Consider the following 26,005-nt stretch of genomic DNA (forward strand, 5'->3'; position numbering starts at 1 on the left):
TTGCCCCAGGGACGGCCCATCTCATCACGTCCGGCTGTACGGTACGGCAACAGTCAAGCGACTGAAGTATTTCGGTGAAGCCGCGCGACTGTCCTGCCCGCACCCGGCGGGTGCCCGGCCGGCCGTCCGCACGGGCCTGCGCGCCCACGCCGGCCTGCCGTACCGTACGGACATGGCTGGTGGCAGCGCACGGGACGGCGGGGCGTGCGGCGCGCGGGGTGCCCGCGCGACGGTCCCCTCCCCCCGGCCTTCGGGTACGCGGCGGTTCTCGGGCCGACGCGGCACCGCGCCGCGGGGGCGGGTCTGAACAGCCGCCGCCGGTACGGACGTTCACGCGGGGAGCGGGCGGCCGGCGTCGTGCGGAAGGGGCCCGGGAGAGAGCGGGCGCGGGACCTCGCCGACTGGCGCCGGGCCCTGGTCGTGGCGTTCTTCGCCACCGGACTCGGCATGGCGACCTGGGTGTCGCGCACTCCCGCGATCCGTGACGCCATCGGCGCCTCGACCGGTGAGATGGGACTCGTGATCGCCGGGCTGTCCGTAGGTTCCGTCGTCGGCATCGCGGCGGGCGGCCGGTTCGTGGTCCGGCGCGGTGCCCGGTTCGTGGTGGTCCTGGGGATGGCGGCCATCGTGCTCGGGCTGCTCGTGGCCGCCTTGGGCGTGGTCGTCGGAGAGGGCGTCCTCGTGGCCGCGGGCCTCGCCTGCTTCGGCTACGGAATGGGTTCCGGCGAGATCGGCCTGAACGTGGGCGGGGTCGAGCTGGAGATCGCCGTGGGGCGCAGTGTCGTACCGGGTCTGCACGGCTGGTACAGCCTCGGTGTCTTCGCCGGCGGCCTGGCGGGACTCGGCGCGAACAGTGCCGGAGTCCCCGTCTTCGCGCACCTCGCCGCCGTCGCGCTGCTCGCCGCCACCGGCTCGCGGTGGCTGGTCGCCCGGCTGCCGCCCCTGACCGTGCCGGCCCCGGCCGACGAGCCCGCGCCGGGCGTGGCCGGCACGGACGGGGGCGGCCGTGCCTGGCTGGACGGCCGACTGCTCGGGCTGGGCGTCATCATCCTCGGCATGGCACTCGCGGAGGGCTCCGCGAACGACTGGCTGCCGCTCATCGTCGTGGACGGCTTCGGGCGCAGCGCCGCGCTCGGGTCGGTGGTCTACGCCCTGTTCGGGCTCTCCATGGCGGTCGGCCGGCTGTCCGGCGGGGCGGCGATCGACCGCTTCGGCAGGGCCCCGGTGATACGCGCCGGGGCTCTCACGGCCGCCGCCGGCATCGGGCTGGTCGCCGTCGCGCCGGACCTGGTGTGGGGGGTGGCGGGCACCCTGCTGTGGGGTCTCGGCGCCTCGCTGGGCTTTCCCGTCGTGCTGTCCGCCGCGGGCGACGACCCCGTCCACGCGGCCAGGCGCGCCACTGCGGTGGCCTCCGCCGGATACGCGGCCTTCCTGGCAGGGCCCCCGGTGCTCGGGTTCCTCGCGGAGGAGGTGGGCCTGCGCGACGCGATCCTCGTCGTCCTGGCGGCGGTCCTGGCCACCGTGCCGTGCTCGGGAGCCGTCCGGCCGCCGGGCCGTCCGGCGAGCCGTCACGCGCCACCGCCCGCCGGCCCGGGGGCGGTTCCGGAAGCCGGTCCGCCGCCGACGGCCGACGGCCGACGTCCGTGACCGTCGCCGGGGCGGTCCCGGCCCGGCGACCGGCCCCCGCGAGGGGACGACGGGGTGACGGGTCGGCCCTCGACGGGGACGGGCGGCCGGTCGGCTTCCCCGGGTGGGAACAGGTGTACCGGACGGCGCGGACGGGGGCGGCCACCGCGGTCGGACCGGCCGTGCACGGCACCGGCGCGGCGTACGGCCGGACGCGCCGCGGGGCGGACCGACCCGGGCCCGGGGCATCGCTAGCGGGCGTCCCGTGTGCAGGCGCGCAGGCCGGTGACGTCGTTGTGGCCGGGGCCGTACCCCGGGAAGGTCGCGATCGCGGCGGGCGCGACGACCCGGCAGGGGACCTGCGTGCCGTCGGTGTACTCGACGGTGAGCTCGACCGTGATGTCGCAGTCGTTCAGGACGGTGGTGTAGCGCCAGTCGCTCGCGTAGTGCACGCAGTCGGGCACGTCCGTCTCCCCGGCGGCCCGCGCGGTCGGGGCGAGGCCGCCGAGCGCGGCAGTCGCCACGACGGTGCAGAGGGTGGTGCGCAGAAGGTCGCTCGTGCCGGGCATCGGCGTGCTCCTCGGGGAAGGCTCGGGTGGTCTCTACAGGGCGGACGGGCGGACGGCTCCGGCACCGCCGTGCCGGAGCCGCCCGCACACCTTGCAAGGTCTTGCAGGATTTGCGCAAAACCATGAATCTCCTTTCAGTCAGTGGTCCGGCGCTCAACCAGTTCGGGACCGGAACGGCCCGGCGCGGGAAGCCGCAGGTGGGCGAGGTGGGGGCGGCGCGTCACGGGTGCGTCGAGCCGTCCGCGGGCGTGCCGCGGGGGTCGGCGAGCCGTCGACCGCCATGGCAGAGAGGCGCGTTGTGAGCGGTCGCCCGGGGCCTCGCCGGGCCGTGCGGCCACCGGCGGCACGTCACGCGTACGCGACCCGCCGGGCCGGGCGGACGGTCGAAAGTTGAACGAGCCGGGGTCGACCAGACCCTGGCCCGCGGGCCTACCGGCCGGTATACAGGCGATGTTGGGCCTGTGGGGCGGGAGCGTGCCCGGCAGCCGCGGTGTCGCGATCCTCCGTGTGCTCCGACGCCGGTCCGGTGCCGCGGGCTGTCCGGGCTTCAGGGGAGGGGCACGATGAACCATCACACGCGTCCGGGCGGCGACGTCCCGCGACGGCGCCGCGCCATGGTGCTGGGCGCCGCGCTGAGCAGTTGCGCACTCGTCGCCGGTGCCGTCGCCTCGACCCCCGCCGCGGCGGGGGAGCGGCACTCGCCCCGCCCCGTGGACTACGTGGCGCTCGGCGACTCGTACACCTCAGGACCGGTGATACCCCGTCAGGTGGACGCCAACTGCGCCCGCTCGGACCACAACTACCCCTCGCTCGTGGCGGCCCGGTACAGGACGGCCTCGTTCAAGGACGTCAGCTGCGGCGGGGCCAAGACCGACGAGATGTGGAAGGCGCAGGGAACCAACGGGCCCCAGCTCGACGCGCTGAGGCGGAGCACCGACCTGGTGACGCTCCAGATCGGCGGCAACGACATGGGGTTCGGCCCCATCATCAGCACCTGCGCCGCGCTCAGCTCCAAGGACCTGGCCGGGAACCCGTGCCGGCAGCACTACACGTCCACCGGCGTCGACCAGCTCGCGCTCAACATCGTCCGGACCGCGCCGAAGGTCGCCCGGGTGCTGCGCGCGGTGCACGACCGGGCGCCCCACGCCCGCGTCGTGGTCGTCGGCTACCCCGCGCTCCTGCCCGACGACGGCAGCGGCTGCTACCCGTCGGTCCCCTTCGCCGCGAAGGACTTCCCGTACCTGCGGGACACCGGCAAGCGGCTCAACCAGATGCTCCGCCTGGTCGCCTGGCTGAACCGGGCCGAGTACGTCGACACCTACGGCCCGTCGGTGGGCCACGACATGTGCAAGGCGCCCGCCGACCGCTGGGTCGAGCCGCTCAGGCCCGTCGCGCCCGCGGCCCCCGCGCATCCCAACGCCAAGGGCATGGAAGCCATGGCGGACGTGGTCCTGAAGCGCCTGGGCAAGGGGGCGGGGCACCGCTGACCCATCGGGTTCCCGGCCCGCCCCGCCAGGTGCTCCCGGCGGGCCGGGAACCCGCCGCGCGGCCGGTTCGTTCTCCCCGTGAGGCGGTCCGGTCACCACGCCCCGTTCGAACCCGGCCGCCGGTCGGGAGTGCCATGATCGCCACGCGCGCCGCCGGTGCGGCCCTCGCAGCCGGGCTGCTCGGCCTGGTCGCGGCGTGCGCGGGGGGCACACCCGACACCACCTCCGCACCGCGCGCGGAGCGGAGCCTGACCTCCCCGGCGCCGACCGGGGCACCCGTCGCGTCGGCATCGGCGTCTCCGAGCGCCGAGGGAGACGGCTCGCCCAGCCCGGAAGCATCCTCCGCCCGGACCTCTCCCGTCCCCGCGTCCGACTCCTCGGCCCCGGTGAAACCCGCGGTCGACCCGCGCACCACGCCGGCCTCCATGAGCATTCCCGCCATCGGCGTGCGTGACCTGAAGGTCGTTCCGTACGAGGGGACGACCGACGACTGGCCGGGCACGCACATCCAGAACCGGGGCGTGGCCGCGAGCCCGTACGGGCCGCAGGGCGGCGTCGGGCCGGGCGGGACGGGCAACTACCTCGTCACCGCGCACCGGCTGAGCGCGGGCGGGCCCCTGCGCGACCTGCCGAGCCTCGACAAGGGCGACACCGTACGCGTCGTCCTGGGCGACAGGGTGTACACCTACGAGATCACGGCATCGCGGTGGACCTCGTTCCGGTCCGAGCGCTCACTCGCCGAGCAGCGCGCCGCCGTGCCCGGCAAGCCCGGGGAGAAGCCCACCGAGGCGATGATCACGATCTCGACCTGCGCCACCCCCGAGGACAACGCCGCGGGGAACTTCTGGCGCGACGACCGGCACAACCCCGAGCACCGCATCGACCGGATCGGGACCCTCGTCGCCACGGAGAAGGCCGCCGGCGGGGCGAAGGGATAGCGCCGGACCGCCCGGCCGCGCTGTCCGGCGTCCACACGCCCGGCGCCCCTGGCCGCTGACGCGGAACGGTCAAGGCGGCTGCGCGTCCGCGGTGCGGCCGGGAGCGCGGGTCCCGCGACACCCGGGCGGGCACGGGAGCCGCGCTGCCGCGGCCCCCGCGACACCCGGGCGGGCGCGGGCGGTGCGCCTCAGGCGGCCCGGCTGGCCCGGCCCCGGTGGCTGCGGACGATGTCCGCGTACGCGTGCCCAGTGCCCTTGATGGTGCGGACCTGGCTGCGGTAGTCGACGTGGACGAGGCCGAAGCGCTTGTCGTAGCCGTAGGCCCACTCGAAGTTGTCCAGCAGGGACCAGGCGAAGTACCCGGCCAGGGGCGCGCCCTTGCGGGCCGCCGAGGCACAGGCCGCGAGGTGCCCGACCAGGTAGTCCTGGCGCTCCGGGTCGTCGACGGTGCCGTCGGGGCGGACCACGTCGGGGTACGAGGAGCCGTTCTCCGTGACGTAGAGCCGCCGGGCGCCGTACTCGTTCGTCAGGCGCAGCAGCAGCGTCTCGATGCCGTCGGCGTCGATCTCCCAGTCCATGCCCGTACGGGGGACGCCGAGGCGGCGCACCGAGCGTGCGTACGGCGCGGGCCCGCTCGGGTCGTCTGCGACCGTGGCGGGGAAGTAGTAGTTCAGGCCCAGCCAGTCCAGCGGCTGCGCGATCGTCGCCAGGTCGCCCGCACGCTCGGGCAGTTCGACGCCGTAGACCTCGCGCATGTCGGCCGGGAAGCCGCGGCCGTGCACCGGGTCGAGCCACCAGCGGTTGGTGTGGCCGTCCATGCGGCGGGCCGCCGCCGTGTCCTCGGGCCGGTCGGAGGCCGCGTGGACGGTGGAGAGGTTGTTGACGATGCCCACCTCGGCGTCCGGGCACGCGGCCCTGATCGCCTGCGCGGCCATGCCGTGCCCGAGCAGCAGGTGGTACGAGGCGCGGACGGCGGCCGTCAGATCGGTCAGACCGGGCGCCATCTTGCCTTCGAGGTGACCGATCCAGGCGGAGCACAGGGGCTCGTTGAGGGTGGTCCAGTGGGTGACGCGGTCGCCCAGCCGCTCGGCCACGACGGAGGCGTAGGCCGCGAAGTGCTCGGCGGTCTCGCGCTCGGGCCAGCCGCCCCGGTCCTGGAGCGCCTGGGGGAGGTCCCAGTGGTAGAGCGTGACGGACGGCGTGATGCCGGCCTCCAGCAGGCCGTCGATCAGTTCGTCGTAGAAGGCGAGGCCCTTCGCGTTCACCGCTCCGTCGCCGCCCGGCACCACCCGGGGCCAGGCGACGGAGAGCCGGTAGGCGTTGGTGCCCAGCGCCTTCATGAGCGAGACGTCCTCGCGCCAGCGGTGGTAGTGGTCGCAGGCCATGTCGCCGTGGTCGCCGTTGTCGGTCTTGCCCGGCGTGTGGGAGAACGTGTCCCAGATCGACGGCGATCGGCCGTCCTCCGCAACGGCGCCCTCGATCTGGTAGGCCGAGGTGGCCGTGCCCCACAGGAAGTCGTGCGGGAGAGCGGCGAGGTCGATGCGTTCGGACACAGAAGTCCTCTCAGAGGTGGGGGAGCCGGTCGGTTCGTGGGTGGGGGAGTCGGTCACTTCACCGCTCCCGCGGTGAGCCCGGCGACGAGGTAGCGCTGGAGCAGCAGGAAGCCCGCGACCACGGGGATGCTCACGACCAGTGACGCCGCCATGATCTGGTTCCAGTACACCTCGTTCTGCGTGGAGTAGCCCTGGAGGCCCACGGCGAGGGTGCGGGTGGCGTCGTTGGTCATCACTGAGGCGAACAGGACTTCGCCCCAGGCCGTCATGAACGCGTAGACGGCCACCGCGACGATGCCCGGGATCGCGGCCGGGACGACGACCCGGAACAGCGCGCCGAGGGGTCCGCAGCCGTCCACGAGGGCGGCCTCGTCCAGATCGCGCGGCACCGAGTCGAAGTACCCGATGAGCATCCAGATCGAGAACGGCAGCGAGAAGGTCAGATAGGTGAGGATCAGGCCGCCGCGCGAGCCGAACAGCGCGATTCCGGTGGCGTTGCCGATGTTGACGTAGATCAGGAACAGCGGCAGCAGGAACAGGATGCCCGGGAACATCTGCGTGGACAGCACGGTGACCGTGAAGACGCGCTTGCCCCGGAAGTTGTAGCGGCTGACCGCGTACGCGGAGAACACCGCGATGACCACCGAGCAGACGGTCGCCGCGCCGGCCACGATCAGCGAGTTCATGAAGTACTTGGCCAGCGGGACCGTCGACCAGATGTCGATGTACGGGCGGATCGTCAGCCCGCTGGGCACCCAGCGGAACTTCCCGGACACGTCCTGGAGCGGCTTCAGCGAGCTGGAGACCATGACGTACACGGGCAGCAGGACGAAGCCGGTGAGCAGGGTCAGGAAGATCGCGCGCGACCAGAGGAAGGACCGCGGGGGCGCCATCGGTGAGCGGGGCACGGCCCGCACGGGGCGCTCGGCGGCCGGCGCCGGGCGGGGCGCCGTCGAGGTGCTAGACATCGGCGGCCTTCCTTCCACGAGAGGTCAGCGCGAGGTACACGCCGGTCACGACCAGCAGGAAGAGCAGCAGCAGGACGGACATGGCCGAACCGGCGCCGAAGTTCCAGGTCACGAACGACGACTGGTAGATGTGGATCGAGATCAGGTCGGCGGCCTCCGGCGCGGCCTTCCCGAACAGGACGTACGGCGTGTTGAAGTCGTTGAACGTCCACAGGAACAGCACCAGTACGAGCACCTGGTTGACCGGGCGCAGCGACGGCAGGGTGATGCGGCGGAGCTGTTGCCACAGTCCCGCGCCGTCGAGCGAGGCCGCCTCGTACAGCTCCCTGGGGATGTTCTGCAGGCCGGCCATGACGATCAGGAAGGCGAAGGGCCAGCCCTTCCAGACCGACACGGTGAGCAGGGCGACGAAGCTGTTGTCGCCGATGAGCCAGAACGACGGCTTGTCGGTGAGGCCCAGCTGGTCGTGCAGGACGTGGTTCACCAGCCCGTTGTCGTGCTGGAACATGAACGCCCAGGTGATGACGGCCGCGTACACGGGCAGCGCGTACGGCACCAGGAACACGGCCCGCAGCAGACCGCGGCCGCGGAAGACATCCTGCATGTAGATCGCGGCGGCCGTGCCGAGCAGCCAGCATATGCCGACCGACAGCACGGTGAAGACGCAGGTCACGAAGAACGAGTGGAGCAGCGCCTCGCCGACGGGCGCGTCGAAGTCCACCGACATCGTGTAGTTGTCGAGCCCGGACCAGGGCGCGGTGCCCCAGTCGCGGATGTAGAACTGGGTGAGCTCCTTGAAGCTCATCACCATGCCGATGACCATCGGCACCAGGTGGACGAGGAGTTCGAGGAGCAGGGCGGGCAGGAGCAGCAGGTACGGCAGTCCGATGCGGCGGATCCGCCCGGTGCGGCGCGGGCCGCGCGCCGCACCGGGGGAGTTCTTGCGCACCGACGGCTCGTCGACGGCTGCGTCGGCGGTCGTGGTGGTCATGAGGGGACTCGCGCTCACTTCGTCGGCATCTGCTGCTGGGCCTTTTCGAGCTTCGCCTTGACGGACGCGGTGGTCACCGGACGCCCGGCGGCGGCGTCGGCGAACAGTTCCTTGACGGCCGTGCCGACCGCCGTCTCGAACTGCGACTCCTCGGCCACCTGCGGAAGGGCCTCCGCACTCGTCGCGAGGGTCTCCCGCAGGGCAGCCGTCGCCTGTGTGTTGAACGCGGGGTCGGACTGCGCGGCCTTGACCGGCGGGATGGAGCCGTACGCCTTGTTGAGGATCTTCTGCTCGGCGTCGCTCGTCATGAACTCCACGAACTTCGTGGCGCCGTCGATGTTCTTGCTGTTCTTGAAGACGGCCATGTTGATGCCGGCGACCATGGAGTTGACGTTCGTGCCGGTGCCGGGGGTGCCCGACTGGACCGGCGCGGGCGCCACGCCCCACTCGTCGTCCTCCATGCCCAGCGACTTGAAGGTGGCGGAGGCGGTCTGCCACAGCACCATCGCCGTCTTGCCCTTGGCGAAGTCGCTGAGCGACTGGTTCTGCGCGTACTCGGCGTTGCCGGGCGCGACGATCTTGTCCTTGGCCATCAGGTCGACGTACTGCTTGATCGCGGCGACCGCGCCGTCGGAGGTGAAGTCGGGCTTGCCTTCCGCGGTGAAGAAGTCGGCGTCGTGCTGCTGTCCGAGGACGAAGATCTGGTGGATGTTGTTCGACAGGTTGGAACCCTCGGCGCCGAGGCCCCACTTGCCCTTCTTGGAGATCTTCTTGCCGTCGGCGACCAGCTCGTCCCACGTGGCCGGCGGCTTGCTGATGCCGGCGTCGGCGAACATCTTCTTGTTGTAGTAGAGCGCGTAGGCCATGGAGTACAGCGGCACCGCCGCCGGGTCCTGGCCCTGGACGCCCGTGGAGCCGAGGGCCGAGTCGACGAAGCGGTCCTTGCCCCCGATCCTGCCGAAGTTCTTGGCGTCCCACGGCAGCAGCGCGCCGGAGGCCTGCAGCGAGGCGCTCCAGGTGTTGCCTATGTTGAGGACGTCGGGGCCCTGGCCGGACGTGGTCGCGGTGAGGATCCGGTTGAGCAGGTCCGACCAGGGCACCACCTCCAGCTTGACCTTGATTCCGGTCTCCTTCTCGAACTTGTCGAGTTCGGGCCGGAGGACCTTCTTGTCGACCTCGATGCTGGCGCCCTGGTTGGAGGCCCAGTAGGTCAGCGTCTTGGGTGAGTCGTTGGATCCCTCGCCCGACGACGAACCACCGCCGCACGCCGAGGCGGCAAGAGCGAGAGACATGGTGACGGCGCCTACGGCCGCGGCTCGGATGCGCATGGCTCCAGGTGTCCCTTTCCGGGAGTCGAGAACCAGAGGAAGACTGCGGAGCGACACCCCGTTCGACTTCCGAAGTCCCTCATGGCTTAATTTAGGACGTGAGTTAAACCTCAAGAGAAGGGCGCGTCAAGAGCTTCAGCGAGGGTGACTTGACGGGCCGAGCCGGAAAAGAGGGGGTCAGGTGGCAGCGCGCAACGGTCGGACGGTCCGTGACCTGCGGCGGGAGAACCGCACCGCGGTACTGCAACGTTTGTATTTCGACGGGCCGATGAGCCGTTTCTCCCTCGGTCCGGCGACAGGCCTGAGTTCGGGCTCCGTCACCAATGTCGTCGCCGACCTGCTGGCCGACGGGCTCGTGGAGGAGGCCGGCAGTGTCAACTCCGACGGCGGCCGCCCGCGTACGCTGCTCCGCGTCTCCCCCGGCAGCGGGCACATGATCGGGGTCGACGTCGGCGAGACCCGGGTCCGCGTCGAGCTGTTCGACCTCTCCCTGGCCGAACTCGCACGCACCGAGCGGCCGTTGGTCCACCGGGGCGACAACGCCTACGACGTGGAGGTGATCGTCGGCCATATCCTGGACGGTGTCACCGAGGTGCTGCGGACGGCCGGCCGGATCCCCGGCGAACTCCTCGGTGTCGGCATCGGGATGCCCGGAATCGTCGAGCACTCGGCCGAGGAGGGCGCCGTCGTGCACGGCCAGACCATCGGCTGGGACGCCGTCCCGCTCGAACGCATGCTGCGGGACTCCGGACAACTGCCGCCGCACGTGCCCTACTTCATCGACAACGGCGCCAAGACCCTCGGACAGGCCGAGATGTGGTTCGGTGCCGGACGCGGCGCGCGCAACGCCGTCGTGGTCCTGTTCGGCTCCGGAGTCGGCGCCTGCGTCGTGACCGACGAGGTCGAGCACGGCCGTGCCGTCGAATGGGGCCACCTCACCGTGCGCGTGCAGGGACGCCGGTGCCGCTGCGGGGCGCTCGGCTGCCTGGAGGCCTACGCGGGCGCGGAGGCGCTCCTGGAACGCTGGCAGGAGGCGGGCGGGCAACCGCCGCACGACACCGACGAGGAGACCGCGCTGACCGCGATCCTCGCGGCGGCCTACCCGCCCGACGGCGGCGAACCCGACCCGGTGGCCGCGGCCGTGCTCGCCGAGACGGCGGAGTACCTGGGCGCGGGCCTTTCGGACCTGATCAACCTCTTCCAGCCCGAGCGCATCCTCGTCGGCGGCTGGGCCGGCCTCCAGCTCGGGGCGCGCTTCCTGGAGACCGTGCGGACGTACGCCCACTCCTACGCGCTGACCCACCCCGCGGGTCGGGTCGGCATCGAACTCGGCAGGCTGGGACCCGACGCCGTGACCGTGGGCGCGGCGATCCTGCCCCTCGCCGACTTCTTCGCCCGAGGAGGCCGCCCGCCGTCCGCCGAGGTGTCCCAGGACGAACCGCCGGTGTGGCGCACGTCGTTGGGAGGGCGGCTCGCTCAGAGCCCGGCGAGGCGCGGCCCGACCCGCGCGGGTCGGACCGGGACCGCGCCGTGAGTCGCCCCCGCCCGCTCACCCGACGACGCGGCCCGGCGCACGCCCTCCCGGGCGGCGCGGGACGATCGCGGCCGGCGTGTCCGCCCGCGTGAGCGCGACCAGGGCCGCGTGGTCGGGGGAGAGGGAGCAGGCCGGGTCGGTGCGTGCGGCGTCCCCCGTGAGGGCGTGGGCCTGGCACCGGCAGCCGCCGAAGTCCTCGGTGCGGCGGTCGCAGTCCCTGCAGGGGGAGGGCAGCCAGTCGGTCCCCCGGTACAGGGTGAACGCCCTCGACTCCGCCCAGATCCAGCGCAGCGGCCGCTCGGTGACGTTCGGCGGGTCCAGGCCGGGAAGCGCCGCGGCCGCGGGGCACGGCAGCGCCGTGCCGTCCGGCGCGACGGTGAGGGAGACGGCGCCCCAGCCGCCCATGCACGGCTTGGGCGTCCCGGAGAAGTAGTCGGGCACCACCCAGGTGATGTCGAGGACTCCGGCCAGTTCCGCCCTGCGCCGCTCCACCGCCTGGGCCGCCGCCGCGAGTTGCTCGCCGGTGGGCATGAGGGCGGCCCTGTTGAGCAGACCCCACCCGTAGAACTGGGTGTTGGCCAGCTCGACGCGGTCCGCTCCCCAGTCCAGCGCGAGCCGGACGAGGTCGTCCACGGCGTCGAGGTTGTGCCGGTGCAGTACGGCGTTGACGCCGAGCGGCAGGCCCCGGTCCGTGACGAGTCGGGCCGCGGCACGCTTCGCGGCGAACGCCGGATGGCCGGCGAGCGCGTCGGAGCGCTCCGGGTCCGCGTGCTGGACGGACAACTGGACGCTGTGCAGCCCCGCTTCCACCAGCGCGTCCAGCCGTGCCGCGGACAGGCCGACCGCGCTGGTCACGAGCTGGGTGTGGAGCCCGGCCTCCACCGCGGCCCTCGTGATGTCCTCCAGGTCGCGGCGCAGCAGCGGCTCACCGCCTGACAAATGGGTCTGCAGGACGCCCAGTTCGGCCGCCTGGCGGAACACGTCGGCCCACTGGTCCGTACGGAGTTCCCGCGAACGGCGGGTCAGTTCCAGCGGGTTGGAGCAGTACCCGCACCGCAGGGGGCAGGCGTGGGTCAGTTCGGCGAGCAGGGCCCAGGGCGGGGGAGGTTCGGCGCCTACGGGCGCGGTGGGCGTCATCGCAGGCAGCCCTGCGTGCGCAGCCGGCCGAGGAACGAGGCGACGTCGTCCGCCGCTACCGGCCCGGAGTGCGCGCGGCCCAGTGCGGCCGTGATCTCCTCGACCGTGCGGCTGCCGTCGCACAGGTCCAGGACCGCGCGGCCCGAGCCGTGCAGCACGACCACGCGTTCCGGCAGCAGCAGCACGTCCGACCGGCGCACGTGGTCGCGGCGGAGCACCGCGGAGGCGGCGACGCGGGGCCGCCAGGCCCGGTCGGCGCTCACCGGAGCGCCGTCGGCGCGCTCGCGCCCTGCACGCTGTCCAGCAGGGCCCACAGCACATCGCACTTGAAGGACAGTGCGGCCAGGGCCTGTTCCTGCTCGGCGCGGGTGAGCGCCCATTCCGTGACCCAGGCGAGGGCCTCGGCGGCGTCGCGGCGGCCCTGCGGCACCCGGTCGCGGAAGTAGGCCAGGCCGGCGGGGTCGATCCACGGGTAGTGGCGGGGAAAGGCCTCCAGGCGGGTGAGCATGATGGACGGGGCGCACAGTTCGGTGAGCGACGAGGCGACCGCCTCCAGTGCGGTGCCGTCGCGGCAGAGCCCGACGTACCCGTCGACGGCGAGGCGCACCCCGGGCAGCAGCCGGCGGTGCGTCAGCAGGTCCTCCCGCCGCAGGCCGACCGCCTCACCCAGCCGGAGCCAGCGCTCGATCCCGCCGTCGCCCTCGGTGAGGCCGTCGTGGTCCTGGATGCGCCGCAGCCACGAGCGCCGGCGGTCCGGTGTGCCCAGCTTGGTCAGGACGAAGGCGTCCTTGAGCGGGATGGCGCACTGGTAGTAGAAGCGGTTCGCCACCCAGGTGCGCAGCTCGTCCGCGCTCAACCCACCCGCGTGCATACGCCGGTTGAACGGGTGTCGGTCGTGGTAGCGGGCCGCGGCCAGGCCGCGCAGCCGCCGTTCGAACCCGGCCGCGTCCCACGGGCCGGCGAGCGGGTTGTGCGGGTCGGCCGGCGGGTTCAGCGGGTCGGCCCGTTCCTGGCCGGAGGGCCCGGGGGTCCGTGATGTGCCGGGCACGGTCGTGGTCACAGGGACACCGCCATCCTGTCCTCGGCCACGCCCAGGCCCAGCCGGGCGAGCCGCTCGTGCTCGGGATCGTCGGGGTCCACGAGCGGGTTGGTGTTGTTGAGATGGGTGAAGAGGGCCCGCGCGCCCGTCCGGTGCAGTCTGCGCGCGGTGCCTTCAGGGCCCCGCACGGGCAGGTGGCCCATGGCGGTGGCGGTACGGGTGGAGAGGCCGTTGCGGCCGGGCTCGTCCTCGTCGAGGAACGTTCCGTCGACCAGCGCGAAGTCGGCGTCCGCCAGTTCCGCGTCGAGCCGCTGGCTCCACGCGGCGATCGACGGCGCGTACAGGGCGCCGGCGCCGGTGCCGGGGTCGCGGACGAGCAGGGCCGTGCTCCAGGCGGGATGCGCGGGCTCGTCGGCCGCGTACCGGGGGCGCTTGGCGGACAGGGGCAGCGCGCTGACGCCGAGGCCGCCGATGACGGCGGGGCGTCCCTCGCCGGTGAGAGGCAGGTCGTGCCAGACCAACTCCGCGTACGGGGCGAGCACTTCCGTCAGGGGAAGCCGCGAGGCCAGCGCCTTGCGCACGGGTTCGGTGCACCACACCTCGATCCGGGCCGCCTCGCGCAGGCGCAGCAGACCGAGCGTGTGGTCGAGTTCGGCGTCGGTCAGCACGACGCGCACCACGGGGGTGCGCCGCCGTCCGTCGTCCGGCCGCAGCCCGGGGTGGCTCTCCAGTTGCTCGGCGATGTCCGGAGTGGCGTTGGCGAGGAACCAGTCGCCCGGGGCCGTTCCGTGAACGGCCAGGGCGTCGTGCAGTCGGCGGCGGGAGGGGTCCCGGCGTGCCCCGGCGCAACCGGGGCACGCGCAGTTCCACTGGGGGAGTCCGCCGCCCGCCGCAGTGCCGAGGACACGCAGCAGCACGGCGGCCGCCTACTCGGAGCGCAGCGCGTAGGCGGTGACTTCGAGGGCGGTGTCGACCACCGTGAAGTCGGGGGCCTGCCAGACGGCGGGCCGCTCGTCCTGCTCGGGCCGGCGCGGTGCGGGGTTCTCGTTCTGCATGGTGCTTCCTTCCGTCGGGGTGGAGCGACCGGCCGTCCGGCCCGGGCTGTCGGTCCGGACGGGTGGTGCGGGTCCGGGATCGGTCCGGACGGGGGTGCGGGTCCGGGTGGACCCGGTTCCGGGGGCGGTGCGGAGAAGCGGGCATGGACCGGGGCGACGGCCTCGGGGCGGGCTACTTGCAGAAGGGGGCCTGGCCCATGGCGGAGCGGATGCCGCCGAGGACGAGCCGCTGGAACTCGGCCGCGCCGGGGAAGGACCCGTCGGTGCTGAAGTCCCTCGCGTCGTGGCCCAGGGTGGTCAGCCAGGCACGGCCGCCGTCGTAGTAGTGGCACCAGGCGACCGGGTGGTCGTCGCCGTGCCCGGGATGGCGGTAGTTGCCCGCGGTTCCCTCGGCCAGGGTGCTCTCGTCGACTTCGGCCAGGACCCGCACACGGGTGGGGGCGGGGACGAGGTTGTACCACTCGTCGGAGAACGACCAGGACGCGGGCAGCGACCTGGTGGAGACGTCCTTGCGGTTCACGGTCCGTACGGTGCCGGGTTGCGCGGGGCCGTGGTCGTAGAAGTTCGCGTTGCCCAAAAGCCCTTCGTACCAAGGCCAGTTGTATTCGGTGCCGAAGGCGTTGTGGATGCCCACGAAGCCTCCGCCGCCCCGGACGTACTGCCGCAGCGAGGTCTGCGCGGCGTCGTCCAGGGCGTCGCGGCTGGTGGAGTAGAAGACGACGGCGTCGTACCGGAAGAGCGCGGCCGGCGAGGACAGCCGGGACACGTCCTCGGTGTAGTCGACCTGGAAGCCGTTGTCCCGGCCCATCCTGAGCACGCCGTTCTGCACGGTGTTGGCGTCGGTGAGAGGGGGGTTGAGTCCGGGGGCGAGCGCCGGGCCGAGGTTGGCGTGGCGCGGACCCGCCGTGCGGGTGTAGAGCAGGACGCGGAATCCGTCGGAGGCGTCGAAGTTGCCCCAGTCGTGGTAGCAGCGGGGGTCCACGCCCCGGCACACGCCGTAGTCGGGCTCGCCGAGCTCACGCGCCCCCTGGTCCGTACGGTCCTGGGCGACGCTGAGGGTGCCGGAGGCCAGCAGCGCGATCGTCAGGCCGAGGGCGCCGGCGGCTCCGGTCAGCGCCGCGCGCAGGGGCCGCGTGCGCCGTCCGGCCGGGGATGGTGTGTTCATGGGAACGTCCTTGGGTCGGCTGCGGGGTACGGGGAGCGGTGCGGTGGAGCCCGCGAGGTGCGACGGTCCGTCCGTCGTCGGCGTGGGCGCGGGCCGGGTGGCGGCGGGGTCGCCGGGGTCGCCGGGGGTGTGCGCGGGCCGTGCGGCCCTGCCCGGAGGGGGCGTCGTGGGTGTTCCGGGCGGAAGCCCGAAGCCCGAGGCCGGAAGTCGGAAGTCGGAAGCCGGAAGCCCGAAGCCGGAAGCCGGAAACCCCAAGCGCGCAGCCCGAGTTGTGTGGGGTGCCGGGCGCCATTCGTGCCGCGCCGTACGGCCGGGGAGGCGGCGGTGGGGCGCGCGCGAGGCCGCGGCGGGGTGTGTCGGGGCGGCCCGGCCCACCGGCGGGGGTCTAGTGGACCACGATCTTGCCGGTGCTCTGCGGGGCGACCGGGTCGTTGTAGAAGTACTCGCCCGGGGTGTCGAAGGTGTGCGTGAAGGACTGCCCCGGCATGAGCAGACCGGTGTCGAACTCGGCCTCGAAGAACGACACGGCGCCGTGCGCCGACCTGTTGTCCGGCGGGTTGGTGAACGTGACGGCCGTGCCCCGGGGGACGCGCAGGTGCTGGGGCGACATGGCGTTCTGCGCGACGAGGTTCTCCGTTGCCCCCGGGGCGCTCCTGGCGGCGTCCCAGATCCGGCCCAGCGTGACGGTGTCGTGGGCGGTCGCGCCGGTGACGGCGGCGGCGCGGACCTGGTTGCGCCGCGACGGCGGGGTGGGGGCGGCGGCCTGCGGGACGGTGCCGCCCAGCTTGAAGGCCCACAGGTGGTCGCCCTTCGGGACGTCCGGGTAGGGCAGGCCGTTGCCTCCGGCGAGGACGGCGACGTACTGCTCGCCGTCGATCTCGTACGTCAGCGGGCTGGTGTTCACCCCGGCCCCGCACTGCCAGCTCCACAGCGGGCTGCCGTCCCGGTCGTCGAGTGCGGTCAGGACGCCGTCGGGCCTGCCCTGGAAGAGGACTCCGCCGGCCGTGCTGAGGACACCGTTGCCGTGGGCGAGGGACCAGTCGCCCTCCCGTCGCCAGGCCACGGTGTTGCTGCGCGGGTCGACGGCGGCCAGGCCCCCCGCGAAGTACTCGCCGAGCGGGCGGGCGGTGTTGACCCGGCCCCCGTGGGTGTTCGAGTAGGCGGAGTTGATCAGGCCGTAGCCGACGTAGACGAGGCCGGTGCGATGGCTGAAGGAGGGGGACGACCAGTCGGCACCGCCGCCGGCGCCGGGGAAGATGATCGTCGCCCGGTCCCAGTGGGCCTCGAACAGCCCGCCCGTCGGGTAGAAGGGCACCGGCCGGGTCGACTTGTCGAGACGGGGCTCCGTCTCGACGAACGGCTCGCCGCCGGGAAAGGGCTGGGTGGGCGAGGTCTTCTGCGCCGCGTGCTGGGGGACGGGCCGCTCCTCCATGCCGTGGACGGGCTTCCCGGTGGCGCGGTCGAGGATGTAGTACATGCCCGTCTTGCTGCCGTAGACGACGACCCGGCGCTTGCGGCCCTTGATCAGCAGGTCGGCGAGCACGGGGGACATGACGCCGTCGTAGTCCCAGATGTCGTGGTGGACGGACTGGAAGTGCCAGCGGCGCTCACCGGTCTTGGCGTCGATGGCGACCAGGCAGTTGGCGAACAGGTTGTCGCCGCCCCGGGTGGAGCCGTCGGTACGCGGATAGGGGTTGCCGAACGTCCAGTAGACGGTGCTGAGTTCGGGGTCGACGGCCGGATGGATCCAGCAGACGGCGCCCCCGGTCTTCCAGGTGTCGCCCTCCCAGGTGTCGTGTCCGAACTCGCCGGGTCCGGGGGTTCCCCAGAAGGTCCAGACGACCTCCCCGGTCGCCGCGTCGAGGGCGTAGCCGCGTCCTCGGGCACCCGCCGTGCTGCCCTGGGTGCCGATGTAGACGAGTCCGTCCCAGTAGACAGCCGCTCCGGCCAGGCCGCCCCGGCTGCCTCCGCACTGACCGCTCGCGGGGTCGCAGTCCGGGTCGCCCTGGTCCTCGACGAGCAGTTCGCGCGACCAGACCGGAGCCCCGGTCCGCTGGTCGAGCGCGTGGACCCTGTTGTCGCCGGAGATGGTGAAGGCCAGGCCCCTGCCGAGCGCCAGACCGCGCATGTTGGTGGTCTCGTCGCCGACCCTCGTTCGCCACTTCACCCCGCCGGTGCGGCCGTCGACGGCGAACACGTTCTGCTGCGTGGTGGCGAGGTACAGGACACCGTCCTGGGCGATGACGGCGCACTGCTGGTGGGAGGCGGTGGAGCCGTTCTCCAGGTTGACGTGCCACGCGCCGCCGAGCCCGCGGACGTTGCCGGTGGTGATCCGCCGGAGCGAGGAGTGGTTGTGGTTGCCGAGGTTTCCGCCGGCCGTCGGGAAGTCCTTGCCGGTGGCCGCGTGCGACTGGTCCGGCACCGGCCGGGCCAGTCCGTCCGTGGGTGAATCGGCCTGTGCGGGGGCCGGGTTGAGGAGGGTGACGGTGGTCGCCGTGCCGGCGGCGGTCGAGGTGAGGAAGCTGCGTCTGTCCATGGTCCCTCTTTCATGGCATGGACCTGACCATCAAATCGGTGACGGGCCGACCTGTGCGTCAGGGTGGGGGAGGGAGTGCGGCGGGCGGATCATGGTCCGCTGTACGGTTCGTGGAACCCGTAAGGTGGTCGCCGAGTGGCGGTTAGACACGTTAGGGACGGCGACCCGGTCGTGGCAAGGGCCTGACGCGGATCGGTTCTACGCACCCTGCACGGGCGGCAGGCGGGCGGGCACCACCCCGCGCGGGACGGGGCCCTTGTTGCGGCGTCCCTGGCCGCTCTCCTCCCAGGCGTGCGCCAGTACGCCCACCGATCGGCTCAGCACGAACAGGCCGCGGGCCAGGGGGGCCGGGAAGCCCAGCTCGGCGTAGATCACGGCGGTGGCGCCGTCGATGTTCATCGGCACCGGCCGGGCGCCGGCACGGCGCCTGCGCAGCACGCTCTCGACGGCGAGGGCGGCCTCCAGGTGGTCACCGGCGACCACGCCGTCGGCCACCGCGTCCCGGACGAGGCCGAGCAGGGGGTCGCGGCGGGGGTCGACGGGGTGGAACCGGTGCCCGAAGCCCGGCAGATAGCGCGAGCGGCTCTGCCAGTCGGCCATCACCTCCTGGGCCGCGGTGTCCCAGTCGAGTCCCGTGGCGTGGCGCGCGCGGACGTCCGTGAGCATCTCCACGCACTGCTGGCCGGCTCCGCCGTGCGAGTCGCCCAGCATGTTGATGCCCGTGGCCATGGCGTTGTTGAGTCCGATGCCGCAGGTGGCCGCCATCCGGGCGGCCGCGATGGACGGCGCCTGCGGGCCGTGGTCGACGCCCGCGACCAGTGCCGCCTCCAGCAGCGCCGACTCGCGGGCGGAGGGTGTTCCGCCGCGCAGCAGCAGCCAGATGACGTCCACGAGGCTCGCGGACCCGATGAGCTGCTGGATGGGCCGCTCGCGCAACTCGATGCTGCCGGGCTCGACATGGCTGACGGCCGTGGCCCACCACTGGGCCGCCTCGTCCGCTTCGGGCGCTTCAGCCGCTTCAGCCGTTTCGGCTGCTTCGGCCGTTTCGGCCGTTTCGTCGACGGAGCCGGTCATGACGCCGCGCTCTCCTCGGTCGCGGCCGCCGCCCAGCGGCGCGCCAACTGGTGCCGTTCGGCGTTGTGCTCCCCCAGCAGCGGCGGCGGCGACGGCGGTGCGAACGCCTCGCCGTCGAAGGTCACCCCGCTGCCGACCACCCGCAGGCGCTGCCCGGGACGCGCCGGATGGTCCAGCTCGGTCACGAAGCGCCGGTGCTCCAACTGCGGCTGCTCCAGCGCCTGGGGCACGGTCAGCACCCGCGCGGCCGGGACGCCCGCCGCGTTCAGCTCGCGCTCCCACTCGACGGCCGGCCGCGTGGCCAGACGGGAGTTGAGCTCCGCGTTCAGTTCGGCGCGGTGCGTCCTGCGCCGCTCGCGTTCGGCGAACCGCTCGTCGGTGGCGAGCTGGGCCGCCCCCACCAGACGGCACAGGGTCTCGAACTGGCGCTGCTGGTTGGCGGTGATGTTGAGGGGCCCGTCGAGGGCGTGGAAGGTGCCCGAGGGGGCGGCGGTGGGGTTCTGGTCGCCCAGGGGTTCCGGCGGGACCCCGCTCACGAGGTAGTTGGACACCGCCCACCCCATCGAGGACAGCGAGGCCTCCAGCATGGAGACGTCCAGCCTGCTGCCGTGCCCGGTGCGTTCCCGGTGCAGCAGCGCCGCGTTGATGGCGAGGGCCGCCATCAGGCCCCCGGTGGTGTCGCACACGGGGAAGCCGACGCGCTGCGGTGCCGTCTCGCTGGTCCCGGTGACGCTCATCATGCCGGTCAGGCCCTGGACGATCTGGTCGTAGGCGGGGGCGCCGCTCATCGGACCGGTGTGCCCGAACCCGGAGATGGAGCAGTACACCAGGCGCGGGTTGAACAGGGCGAGCCGCTCGGAGCCGTACCCCAGGCGGTCGAGGACCCCGGCCCGGAAGTTCTCCAGCAGTACGTCCGCGCCCCGGAGCAGGTCCTCGAAGAGGGCGCGGTCCGCGCCGTCGCCGAGGTCCAGGACCAGGGACTTCTTGCCGGCGTTCTGCGCGAGGAACGACGCGCCGGCCCCGTCGCGGTTGAGTGCCGGGTCCGGACCGAGGCCGCGGGCGAGGTCGCCGGCGCCGGGTCGTTCGACCTTGACGACCTCGGCGCCCAGGAGCATGAGCTGATAGCTGCAGTACGGCCCGGCGAGCACGTTCGTGAGATCCAGAACGCGTATTCCGTCGAGCGGGCGAACCTGCATGGACGACTCCTTCCAGGGCGCCGCGGACGGCGCCGCTTGCCTTGCCGGCGGGTCGGTCAGCCGCGTGGCTCCAGGGGGTGCTGGAAGCCCTGTGCGGCGATGTGCTGGGCCACGTTCAGGAGATCGCGCGCGAAGTCCTCGGTGGCGCGCTCGGGAATCCGTGCGGTGGGGCCGCTCAGGGAGAGCGAGGCGACGACCACGCCCGACTGGGTCCGGATGGGCACGGCGACCGCCGTCAGGCCGACGTCCCGCTCGCCGTGGCTGACCGCGTACCCGAGCGCCGCCGCCTCGTCGGCCCACAGCCGCAGCTGCTGGACATGCGCGACGCCGTGCGGCGAGGCCTCCGCGACCCGCTGGAGCAGGCTGTCGGTGGCGCCGATCAGCAGCACCTTCGACGAGGCGCCCGCCCACAGCGGGAGTTCGTCACCCACCCGCACGACGTGCCGCAGGGGCTGGGCGCTCTCCTGCTGGGCGACGCACACGCGGTGGATGTCGCGCCGGATCATCAGGTTCGCGGTCTCGCCGCGCCGGTCGGCCAGTTCGCGCAGCAGTTTCTGCGTGTCCGGCGGCAGTTCCCAGCTCGTGTGCGCCAGATGCGCCCAGCGCCACAGCCCGGGGCCGGCGGTGTATCCGCCGGGTGTGGCCCACAGGAGCCCGTACTGCTCCAGGGTCTGCACCAGCCGCACCACGGTGGTCTTGGGCAGGCCGGTCGCTTCGACCATGTCCCTGAGCGGGACGGTGGGCTGATCCTCGGTCAGCAGCGACAGGATGTCCAGAGCGCGGCGCACACTGCGTACACCGCCCAGTCCTTGCTCCGCGTCCACGGTCTCTCCTCGCGTCGGTGGGAAGCACTGCCGCGCCCGTCCCCGGGCCCGGCACCTGGGGCGACAGCTTTCCCCAGCGCGGCTCGCAGGGGAAACCGGCGGTTTTCAATTTCCTCGTTCCGGCCTATTGCCACGGTCTTCCGGCGCCCGTACGTTACACGCCAGTCCACAGAGCAGTCCACGCAAACCACTAGATGGTTTTTCTGGAGACGTGATGCTGCAAGACCTCCTCAAGGCGGCCGACCACGACGCGGTCGTCGACGTGCTGCCCTTCGTGGCCGGTTCCTGGGGCGGCGCGGGCCCGCCGCTGGAACGCACCGGCCCGCACCGCCGGCGCGTGGTCAGCCGGGCCCCGACCGCCACGCCCGCCGAGATCGGCACCGCGCTGACCCGCTCCCGCCCCTACGCGGCCCAGGTCGCCGCACTCGCGCCGGCCGCCCGCGCCGACATCCTGGAACGGGGCTCCCGCAACGCCGCCGCCCACCGCGAACCCCTCGCCCGCCTCCTCGCCGTCGAACTGGGCAAGCCGCTCAAGGACGGCCGCACCGAGATCGACCGGGTCGCCGCCACCCTCGCCGTCTGCGCCGCGGAGGCACGCCGCGTCGACGGGGAGAACCTCCCGGTCGCCGGCTGGGACAGCGGCGTCGGCAGCACCGCGCTCACCTACCGGGCACCCGCGGGCGTCGCCCTCGCGATCACCCCGTTCAACGCCCCCGCCAACCTCCTCGCGCACAAACTCGGCGCCTCCTTCGCCGCCGGCAACACCACCCTCGTCAAGGCACCCCCGCAAGCCCCGGCCGTCTCCGCCGCCGTCGTCGCGCTGCTCCTGGACAGCGGCCTGCCCCACCAGGCGGTCCAACTCCTGCACGGCGGCGGCGACACGGGCGCGGCCCTGTGCGCCGCGGACGAGGTGAGCGTCATCAGTTTCACCGGCAGCGCCGCCACCGGCGCGGCCGTGGCCCGGGCGGCGGGCGCCAAGCGACTCGCCCTCGAACTCGGCGGCAACGCCGCGACCGTCGTGTGCGAGGACGCGGACATCGGCGCCGCCGCGGCCGTCTGCGCCCGCACCGGCTACAGCAACTCCGGCCAGAGCTGCGTCTCCGTCCAGCGCGTCTACGTCCACCGCAGCCGCTACGACGCCTTCCTCGACGCCTTCACCGCCGCCGTGGACACCCTCGTCGTCGGCGACCCCCTGGAGGAGGGCACCGACATCGGGGCCATGGTCGACGAGGAGGCAGCCGAACGCGTCGTGCGCTGGGCGAAGGAGGCCGCCGGCCTCGGCGCGACCGTCGTCCGCGGCGGCACCCGCGACGGGGCCACCGCCGCCCCCACCATCGTGGCCGACCCACCGCCGCACGCCTCCGTCGTGGTCCACGAGGTCTTCGGCGCGCTCGTCGCGGTGCTGCCCTACGACGACTTCGACACCGTCCTCGACACCTGCAACACGAGCCGGTACGGCCTCCAGGCGGGCCTGTTCACCCAGGACATCAGCCGTGTCGTCACCGCCTGGCGGCGCCTGCAGGTCGGCGGTCTGATCGTCAACGGCTCCTCCAACCTCCGCCTCGACCACGTGCCCTTCGGCGGGGTGAAGGACTCCGGCTTCGGCCGCGAGGCCCCCCGCTGGCTCATCGACGACTACACCGTCGTCAAGACCCTCGTGCTGCGCGGCCTGTCCGTCTGGGGCACGCGGCGCGAGCTGTCCAAGGAGAACCCGTGAGCACCGCGACCGCCGCCGAGGCCCTTGTCGCCCAACTCGAGTCCTACGGCGTCGAGTACGTCTTCGGCACCTGCGGACACACCAACATCGCCCTCCTCGACGCCCTCGGGCCCAGCCCGATCCGGTTCGTCATCGCCCGCCACGAACAGGCGGCCGCGCACGCCGCCGACGGCTACGCCCGCATGACCGGCCGTCCGGGTGTGCTGCTGACCCATGTCGGCCCCGGGATGATGAACGCCGTCACCGGTGTCGCGACCGCCGCCCTCGACTCCGTCCCGCTCGTCGTCATCACCGGCGACATCCCCTCGTACTACCAGGGCCGGCACCCCCACCAGGAGGTCAACCTCCACGCCGACGCCGACCAGACGGCGATCTACCGGCCGTTCTGCAAACGGGTCTGGCAGGTGCAGCGCGTCCAGGACCTGGCGCGGGTCACCGAGCGGGCCTTCTGGACCGCGACCACCGGGCGGCCCGGCACCGTCCTGGTCAACATCCCGATGGACCTCCTCAACCGGCCGGCCGACCCCGGAAGCGGCGGACGACCGCTGCCGGCGCAACTCGGAACCCCCGGCCTCGACCTGCCGACCGCGGAGCGCATCGCCGACGCGCTGCTGAGCGCCGAACGCCCTCTCATCTACTTCGGCGGCGGACTGCGCGAACCGGGGGCCCGCGCCGAACTCCGCGCCCTGGCAGAACACTTGGACATCCCCCTCGCGCACTCCCTGATGGGCAAGGGGGCCGTCCCCGACCAGCACCCGCTGCTGCTCGGCATGCCGGGCTTCTGGGGACTCGAAGCCACCCACGAGCACACCAGGGGCGCGGACGTCGTGCTCGCCCTGGCCACCCGGTTCGCCGAGACGGACGCCAGCTCCTGGGAGAGCGCGTACACGTGGAACTTCCCGCCGAGCAGGCTCATCCAGATCGACATCGACCCGGCCGAGATCGGCCGCAACTACCCAGTGGACATCGGCGCGGTGGCGGACGTGGGCCTCGCCGTACGGAGCATCGCCGCCGCCGTCCGAGAGCGCCGGGCCGAGCCGCTGACCCGCCCGGGGCTGCGCGAGGGCGTCGCGGCCGCCCGCCGGGCGGTGTTCGAGGCGGCGCGGGAGGCGGGGCGCGGCGACGACTTCCCGCTGCGTCCGCAGCGCATCCTGAGCGACCTGCGCGAGGCATTGCCGGACGACGCGGTGCTGGTCACGGACGTCGGCTGGAACAAGAACGGTGTCGCCCAGTGCTACGAACTGCCCGAGCGGGGCCGCTTCATCACTCCCGGCGGCGCCTCCACCATGGGCTTCGGGCCCGCCGCCGCCGTCGGCGTGCAGATCGCCGAGCCCGAGCGCGTGGTGGTCGCCCTCGTCGGCGACGGCGGCATGAGCGCCCAACTGCCCGCGGTGCCGATGGCCGTCGAACAGGGCGCCCCGGTCATCTTCCTGGTGATGAACAACCGTGCCCACGGAACCATCGCCGACCTCCAGGCGTCGTCGTTCGGCCGCTCCTACGGATGCGAGTTCACGGATGCCCAAGGGCGGCCCTACAGCCCCGACTTCGCCCGCTACGGAGAGTCCTGCGGCGCCGACGGCTACACGGTGGGCACACCCGGGGAACTGCGCAAGGTCCTGACCGACGCCGTCTCCCGGCGCCGCCCCGCCGTGCTCGACGTCCCGATGGTCAACGAGCCGGTCCCCACACCCGGCCACTGGAACATCAAGGACATCTACGCGGGCCGCTTCCCGGCCGGCGCCTCCTGACACACGACACGACACGACGCGACGTGTGACGACACGGCCCGCACCCCGTCCCACCCCGCGTCACGACCCGCAACTCGCCCGCCACGTCCGTACACGTACCCGCCCCGCCCCGACCCGACCGTGCGTGCACCCCCGCCTCCGGACGCCGGCGCCGCACTCCCGCCCACAGCCCGTGCGCCACCCGAACAGGCCCCACCCGGCCCTCAGTTGCCGCACCCGCCGGACCCGCGACACGTCCGCCCCCGTACCCCGTCCCGACCGGTCCCACCGACCCGACCGCAGGACCGGTCGGCGGGGGACGGTCGCCTCCCCCACGCCCCTCACCCGCCGTCCCGTCCTCCACGAGGTGACCGCCATGACCCGCTTCTCCCGGCCCACGGCCCCCCGCACCGCCCTCGTCGGCGCAGCCGCCCTCGCCGCCGCGCTCTGCGCCTGCAGCGCCCCCGGCGAGTCCGACAGCGACGCCGGGTCCGACTCCGGACCCATCAGGATCGCCATCGTCAACGCCCGCAGCGGACAGCTCTCCTCGCTGGGGGACTGGGAGTACAAGGGCGCCAAGCTCGCCGTCGACGAGTGGAACAAGAAGGGCGGCATCGACGGCCGCAAGATCCAGGTCAAGTCCTTCGACGACCAGGGCGACCCCACCACCGGCACCAACCTGGCCCGGAAGATCGACAGCGGGAACTACATCGCCATGATCGGCACCGCCGAGAGCGCGGTCACCATCGCGATGGCCCCCGTGCTGAAGCAGGCCGAGATCCCCAACATCACCTCCGGGCAGGCCGACGCGCTGGTCGAGCAGAAGAGCCCCTTCCTCTTCCTGAACGGACCCACCAGCACCACCTACGACACGACGCTCGCCAAGCACCTCGTCGAGGAGAAGGGCTACAAGCGGATCGCGGTGATCACCAACAACGGGTCGTTCGGCAAGGGCGAGCACGACGCCTTCACCAAGGCCGTCAAGGACCTCGGCGTCACCCCGGTGACCGACCAGGTGGTCACCACCGACCAGAAGGAGTTCAGCGCCGCGCTCACCAGGATCCGCTCCGCGAAGCCGGACGTCGTGTTCATCGGCTCCGAGGAGGTCGAGGCCGGCCTCATCGTCAAGCAGGCCAGGGACCTCGGGATCGACGCCCCGTTCGCGGGCGCCGCACCGCAGGGCACCCCCGTCTTCATGGACACCGCCGGCAAGGCCGCCGTCGAGGGCACCATCGTCAGCTCGCCCTACCTCGGCAACGACATCAGCCCCGCCGCCGAGAAGTTCGCCGCCGCCTACAAGTCCGCCTACGGCGAGGACGCCGAGATGCACGGCGCGAAGGCGTACGACGGTGCCAACATCCTCCTCACCGCGCTGAAGACCAGCAAGGTGGCCACCGGCCGCGAACTCGCCGACGCCATCCGCGCAACCGCCTACGACGGGCTGCTGGGCGAGTTCCGCTACAACGACGACGGCGTCGGCATCACCCGCACCACCATCGGCGTCATCCGCGACGGCAAGCTCGTCGAAGTGAAGTGAGGCC

22 protein-coding genes are annotated in these 26,005 nt (G+C 72.9%); 7 read left to right on the forward strand and 15 right to left on the reverse strand.

Going from position 1 to position 26,005, the window contains the following annotated elements:
• The first annotated feature begins 357 nt into the window (after nucleotides 1–357).
• Nucleotides 358–1,647 carry an MFS transporter gene (locus IE265_RS13170; protein ID WP_229916160.1) on the forward strand — a complete coding sequence of 430 codons (1,290 nt, stop codon included), beginning with the start codon at nucleotides 358–360 and terminating at the stop codon, nucleotides 1,645–1,647.
• Nucleotides 1,648–1,877: 230 nt separating this feature from the next.
• Here the strand turns inward: IE265_RS13170 and IE265_RS13175 are convergent, their stop codons facing one another.
• Complete coding sequence (locus IE265_RS13175) at nucleotides 1,878–2,195, reverse strand: alpha-amylase inhibitor (protein ID WP_190035657.1); 318 nt, start codon at nucleotides 2,193–2,195, stop codon at nucleotides 1,878–1,880.
• A gap of 563 nt (nucleotides 2,196–2,758) precedes the next feature.
• Between IE265_RS13175 and IE265_RS13180 the strand changes: the two genes are divergently transcribed.
• Complete coding sequence (locus tag IE265_RS13180) at nucleotides 2,759–3,682, forward strand: SGNH/GDSL hydrolase family protein (protein ID WP_190035658.1); 924 nt, start codon at nucleotides 2,759–2,761, stop codon at nucleotides 3,680–3,682.
• 134 nt (nucleotides 3,683–3,816) lie between these two features.
• Nucleotides 3,817–4,620, forward strand: a complete 804-nt coding sequence (locus IE265_RS13185) for a sortase domain-containing protein (RefSeq protein ID WP_190035659.1) — start codon at nucleotides 3,817–3,819, stop codon at nucleotides 4,618–4,620.
• A 188-nt stretch (nucleotides 4,621–4,808) separates the two neighbouring features.
• Here IE265_RS13185 and IE265_RS13190 read toward each other — a convergent pair whose 3' ends face one another.
• Genes IE265_RS13190 through IE265_RS13205 form a run of 4 tightly spaced genes read right to left on the reverse strand, consistent with a single transcriptional unit; the run spans nucleotide 4,809 to nucleotide 9,460 of the window.
• Nucleotides 4,809–6,173, reverse strand: a complete 1,365-nt coding sequence (locus tag IE265_RS13190) for a GH1 family beta-glucosidase (RefSeq protein WP_190035660.1) — start codon at nucleotides 6,171–6,173, stop codon at nucleotides 4,809–4,811.
• Nucleotides 6,174–6,226: 53 nt separating this feature from the next.
• The gene (locus IE265_RS13195; RefSeq protein WP_190035661.1) at nucleotides 6,227–7,141 is read right to left on the reverse strand and encodes a carbohydrate ABC transporter permease; all 915 of its coding nucleotides are present in this window, start codon (nucleotides 7,139–7,141) and stop codon (nucleotides 6,227–6,229) included.
• Entirely contained in the window at nucleotides 7,134–8,132 is a 999-nt protein-coding gene (locus IE265_RS13200; protein WP_190035662.1) for a carbohydrate ABC transporter permease, read from the reverse strand. Before IE265_RS13200 ends, IE265_RS13195 begins: the two co-directional genes overlap by 8 nt.
• Nucleotides 8,133–8,146: 14 nt before the next feature.
• Complete coding sequence (locus IE265_RS13205) at nucleotides 8,147–9,460, reverse strand: ABC transporter substrate-binding protein (protein WP_190035663.1); 1,314 nt, start codon at nucleotides 9,458–9,460, stop codon at nucleotides 8,147–8,149.
• A gap of 181 nt (nucleotides 9,461–9,641) precedes the next feature.
• Between IE265_RS13205 and IE265_RS13210 the strand changes: the two genes are divergently transcribed.
• The gene (locus tag IE265_RS13210; protein ID WP_190035664.1) at nucleotides 9,642–10,994 is read left to right on the forward strand and encodes an ROK family protein; all 1,353 of its coding nucleotides are present in this window, start codon (nucleotides 9,642–9,644) and stop codon (nucleotides 10,992–10,994) included.
• Nucleotides 10,995–11,009: 15 nt separating this feature from the next.
• Here IE265_RS13210 and pqqE read toward each other — a convergent pair whose 3' ends face one another.
• The 10 genes from pqqE to IE265_RS13260 form a co-directional block, all read right to left on the reverse strand.
• Nucleotides 11,010–12,131: a pyrroloquinoline quinone biosynthesis protein PqqE gene (pqqE, locus tag IE265_RS13215; protein WP_190035665.1), complete on the reverse strand. Its 1,122-nt coding sequence runs from the start codon at nucleotides 12,129–12,131 to the stop codon at nucleotides 11,010–11,012.
• Nucleotides 12,128–12,394, reverse strand: coding sequence for a pyrroloquinoline quinone biosynthesis peptide chaperone PqqD (gene pqqD / locus IE265_RS13220; RefSeq protein ID WP_190035722.1), 267 nt, complete (start codon nucleotides 12,392–12,394; stop codon nucleotides 12,128–12,130). The genes pqqE and pqqD overlap by 4 nt, the downstream gene beginning before the upstream one ends.
• On the reverse strand, nucleotides 12,391–13,125 hold the full coding sequence (pqqC, locus tag IE265_RS13225; protein WP_190035720.1) for a pyrroloquinoline-quinone synthase PqqC: 735 nt from the start codon (nucleotides 13,123–13,125) through the stop codon (nucleotides 12,391–12,393). Before pqqC ends, pqqD begins: the two co-directional genes overlap by 4 nt.
• Before the next feature lie 62 nt (nucleotides 13,126–13,187).
• On the reverse strand, nucleotides 13,188–14,087 hold the full coding sequence (gene pqqB, locus IE265_RS13230; protein ID WP_190035666.1) for a pyrroloquinoline quinone biosynthesis protein PqqB: 900 nt from the start codon (nucleotides 14,085–14,087) through the stop codon (nucleotides 13,188–13,190).
• Between the two features lie 9 nt (nucleotides 14,088–14,096).
• Nucleotides 14,097–14,225, reverse strand: coding sequence for a pyrroloquinoline quinone precursor peptide PqqA (pqqA, locus tag IE265_RS13235; RefSeq protein WP_190035667.1), 129 nt, complete (start codon nucleotides 14,223–14,225; stop codon nucleotides 14,097–14,099).
• Nucleotides 14,226–14,397: 172 nt separating this feature from the next.
• Nucleotides 14,398–15,390 (reverse strand): ThuA domain-containing protein, encoded by a 993-nt coding sequence (locus IE265_RS13240; protein WP_190035668.1) that lies wholly within the window; start codon nucleotides 15,388–15,390, stop codon nucleotides 14,398–14,400.
• A 385-nt stretch (nucleotides 15,391–15,775) separates the two neighbouring features.
• Nucleotides 15,776–17,926, reverse strand: coding sequence for an outer membrane protein assembly factor BamB family protein (locus IE265_RS13245; protein WP_190035669.1), 2,151 nt, complete (start codon nucleotides 17,924–17,926; stop codon nucleotides 15,776–15,778).
• Nucleotides 17,927–18,124: 198 nt separating this feature from the next.
• Nucleotides 18,125–19,000, reverse strand: a complete 876-nt coding sequence (locus tag IE265_RS13250) for a citryl-CoA lyase (RefSeq protein ID WP_190035670.1) — start codon at nucleotides 18,998–19,000, stop codon at nucleotides 18,125–18,127.
• Nucleotides 18,997–20,196 carry a CaiB/BaiF CoA transferase family protein gene (locus IE265_RS13255; protein WP_190035671.1) on the reverse strand — a complete coding sequence of 400 codons (1,200 nt, stop codon included), beginning with the start codon at nucleotides 20,194–20,196 and terminating at the stop codon, nucleotides 18,997–18,999. The genes IE265_RS13250 and IE265_RS13255 overlap by 4 nt, the downstream gene beginning before the upstream one ends.
• Before the next feature lie 56 nt (nucleotides 20,197–20,252).
• Nucleotides 20,253–21,020, reverse strand: a complete 768-nt coding sequence (locus tag IE265_RS13260) for an IclR family transcriptional regulator (RefSeq protein ID WP_190035672.1) — start codon at nucleotides 21,018–21,020, stop codon at nucleotides 20,253–20,255.
• A gap of 214 nt (nucleotides 21,021–21,234) precedes the next feature.
• Between IE265_RS13260 and IE265_RS13265 the strand changes: the two genes are divergently transcribed.
• The 3 genes from IE265_RS13265 (at nucleotide 21,235) to IE265_RS13275 (ending at nucleotide 26,001) form a co-directional block, all read left to right on the forward strand.
• Nucleotides 21,235–22,737, forward strand: a complete 1,503-nt coding sequence (locus IE265_RS13265; RefSeq protein ID WP_229916167.1) for an aldehyde dehydrogenase family protein — start codon at nucleotides 21,235–21,237, stop codon at nucleotides 22,735–22,737.
• Nucleotides 22,734–24,485, forward strand: coding sequence for a thiamine pyrophosphate-binding protein (locus IE265_RS13270; RefSeq protein WP_190035674.1), 1,752 nt, complete (start codon nucleotides 22,734–22,736; stop codon nucleotides 24,483–24,485). The genes IE265_RS13265 and IE265_RS13270 overlap by 4 nt, the downstream gene beginning before the upstream one ends.
• A 355-nt stretch (nucleotides 24,486–24,840) precedes the next feature.
• Complete coding sequence (locus IE265_RS13275) at nucleotides 24,841–26,001, forward strand: ABC transporter substrate-binding protein (protein WP_190035675.1); 1,161 nt, start codon at nucleotides 24,841–24,843, stop codon at nucleotides 25,999–26,001.
• Nucleotides 26,002–26,005 lie beyond the last annotated feature (4 nt).

The sequence above is a fragment of the Streptomyces fructofermentans genome (genome assembly GCF_014651055.1).
Lineage (GTDB): Bacteria > Actinomycetota > Actinomycetes > Streptomycetales > Streptomycetaceae > Streptomyces > Streptomyces fructofermentans.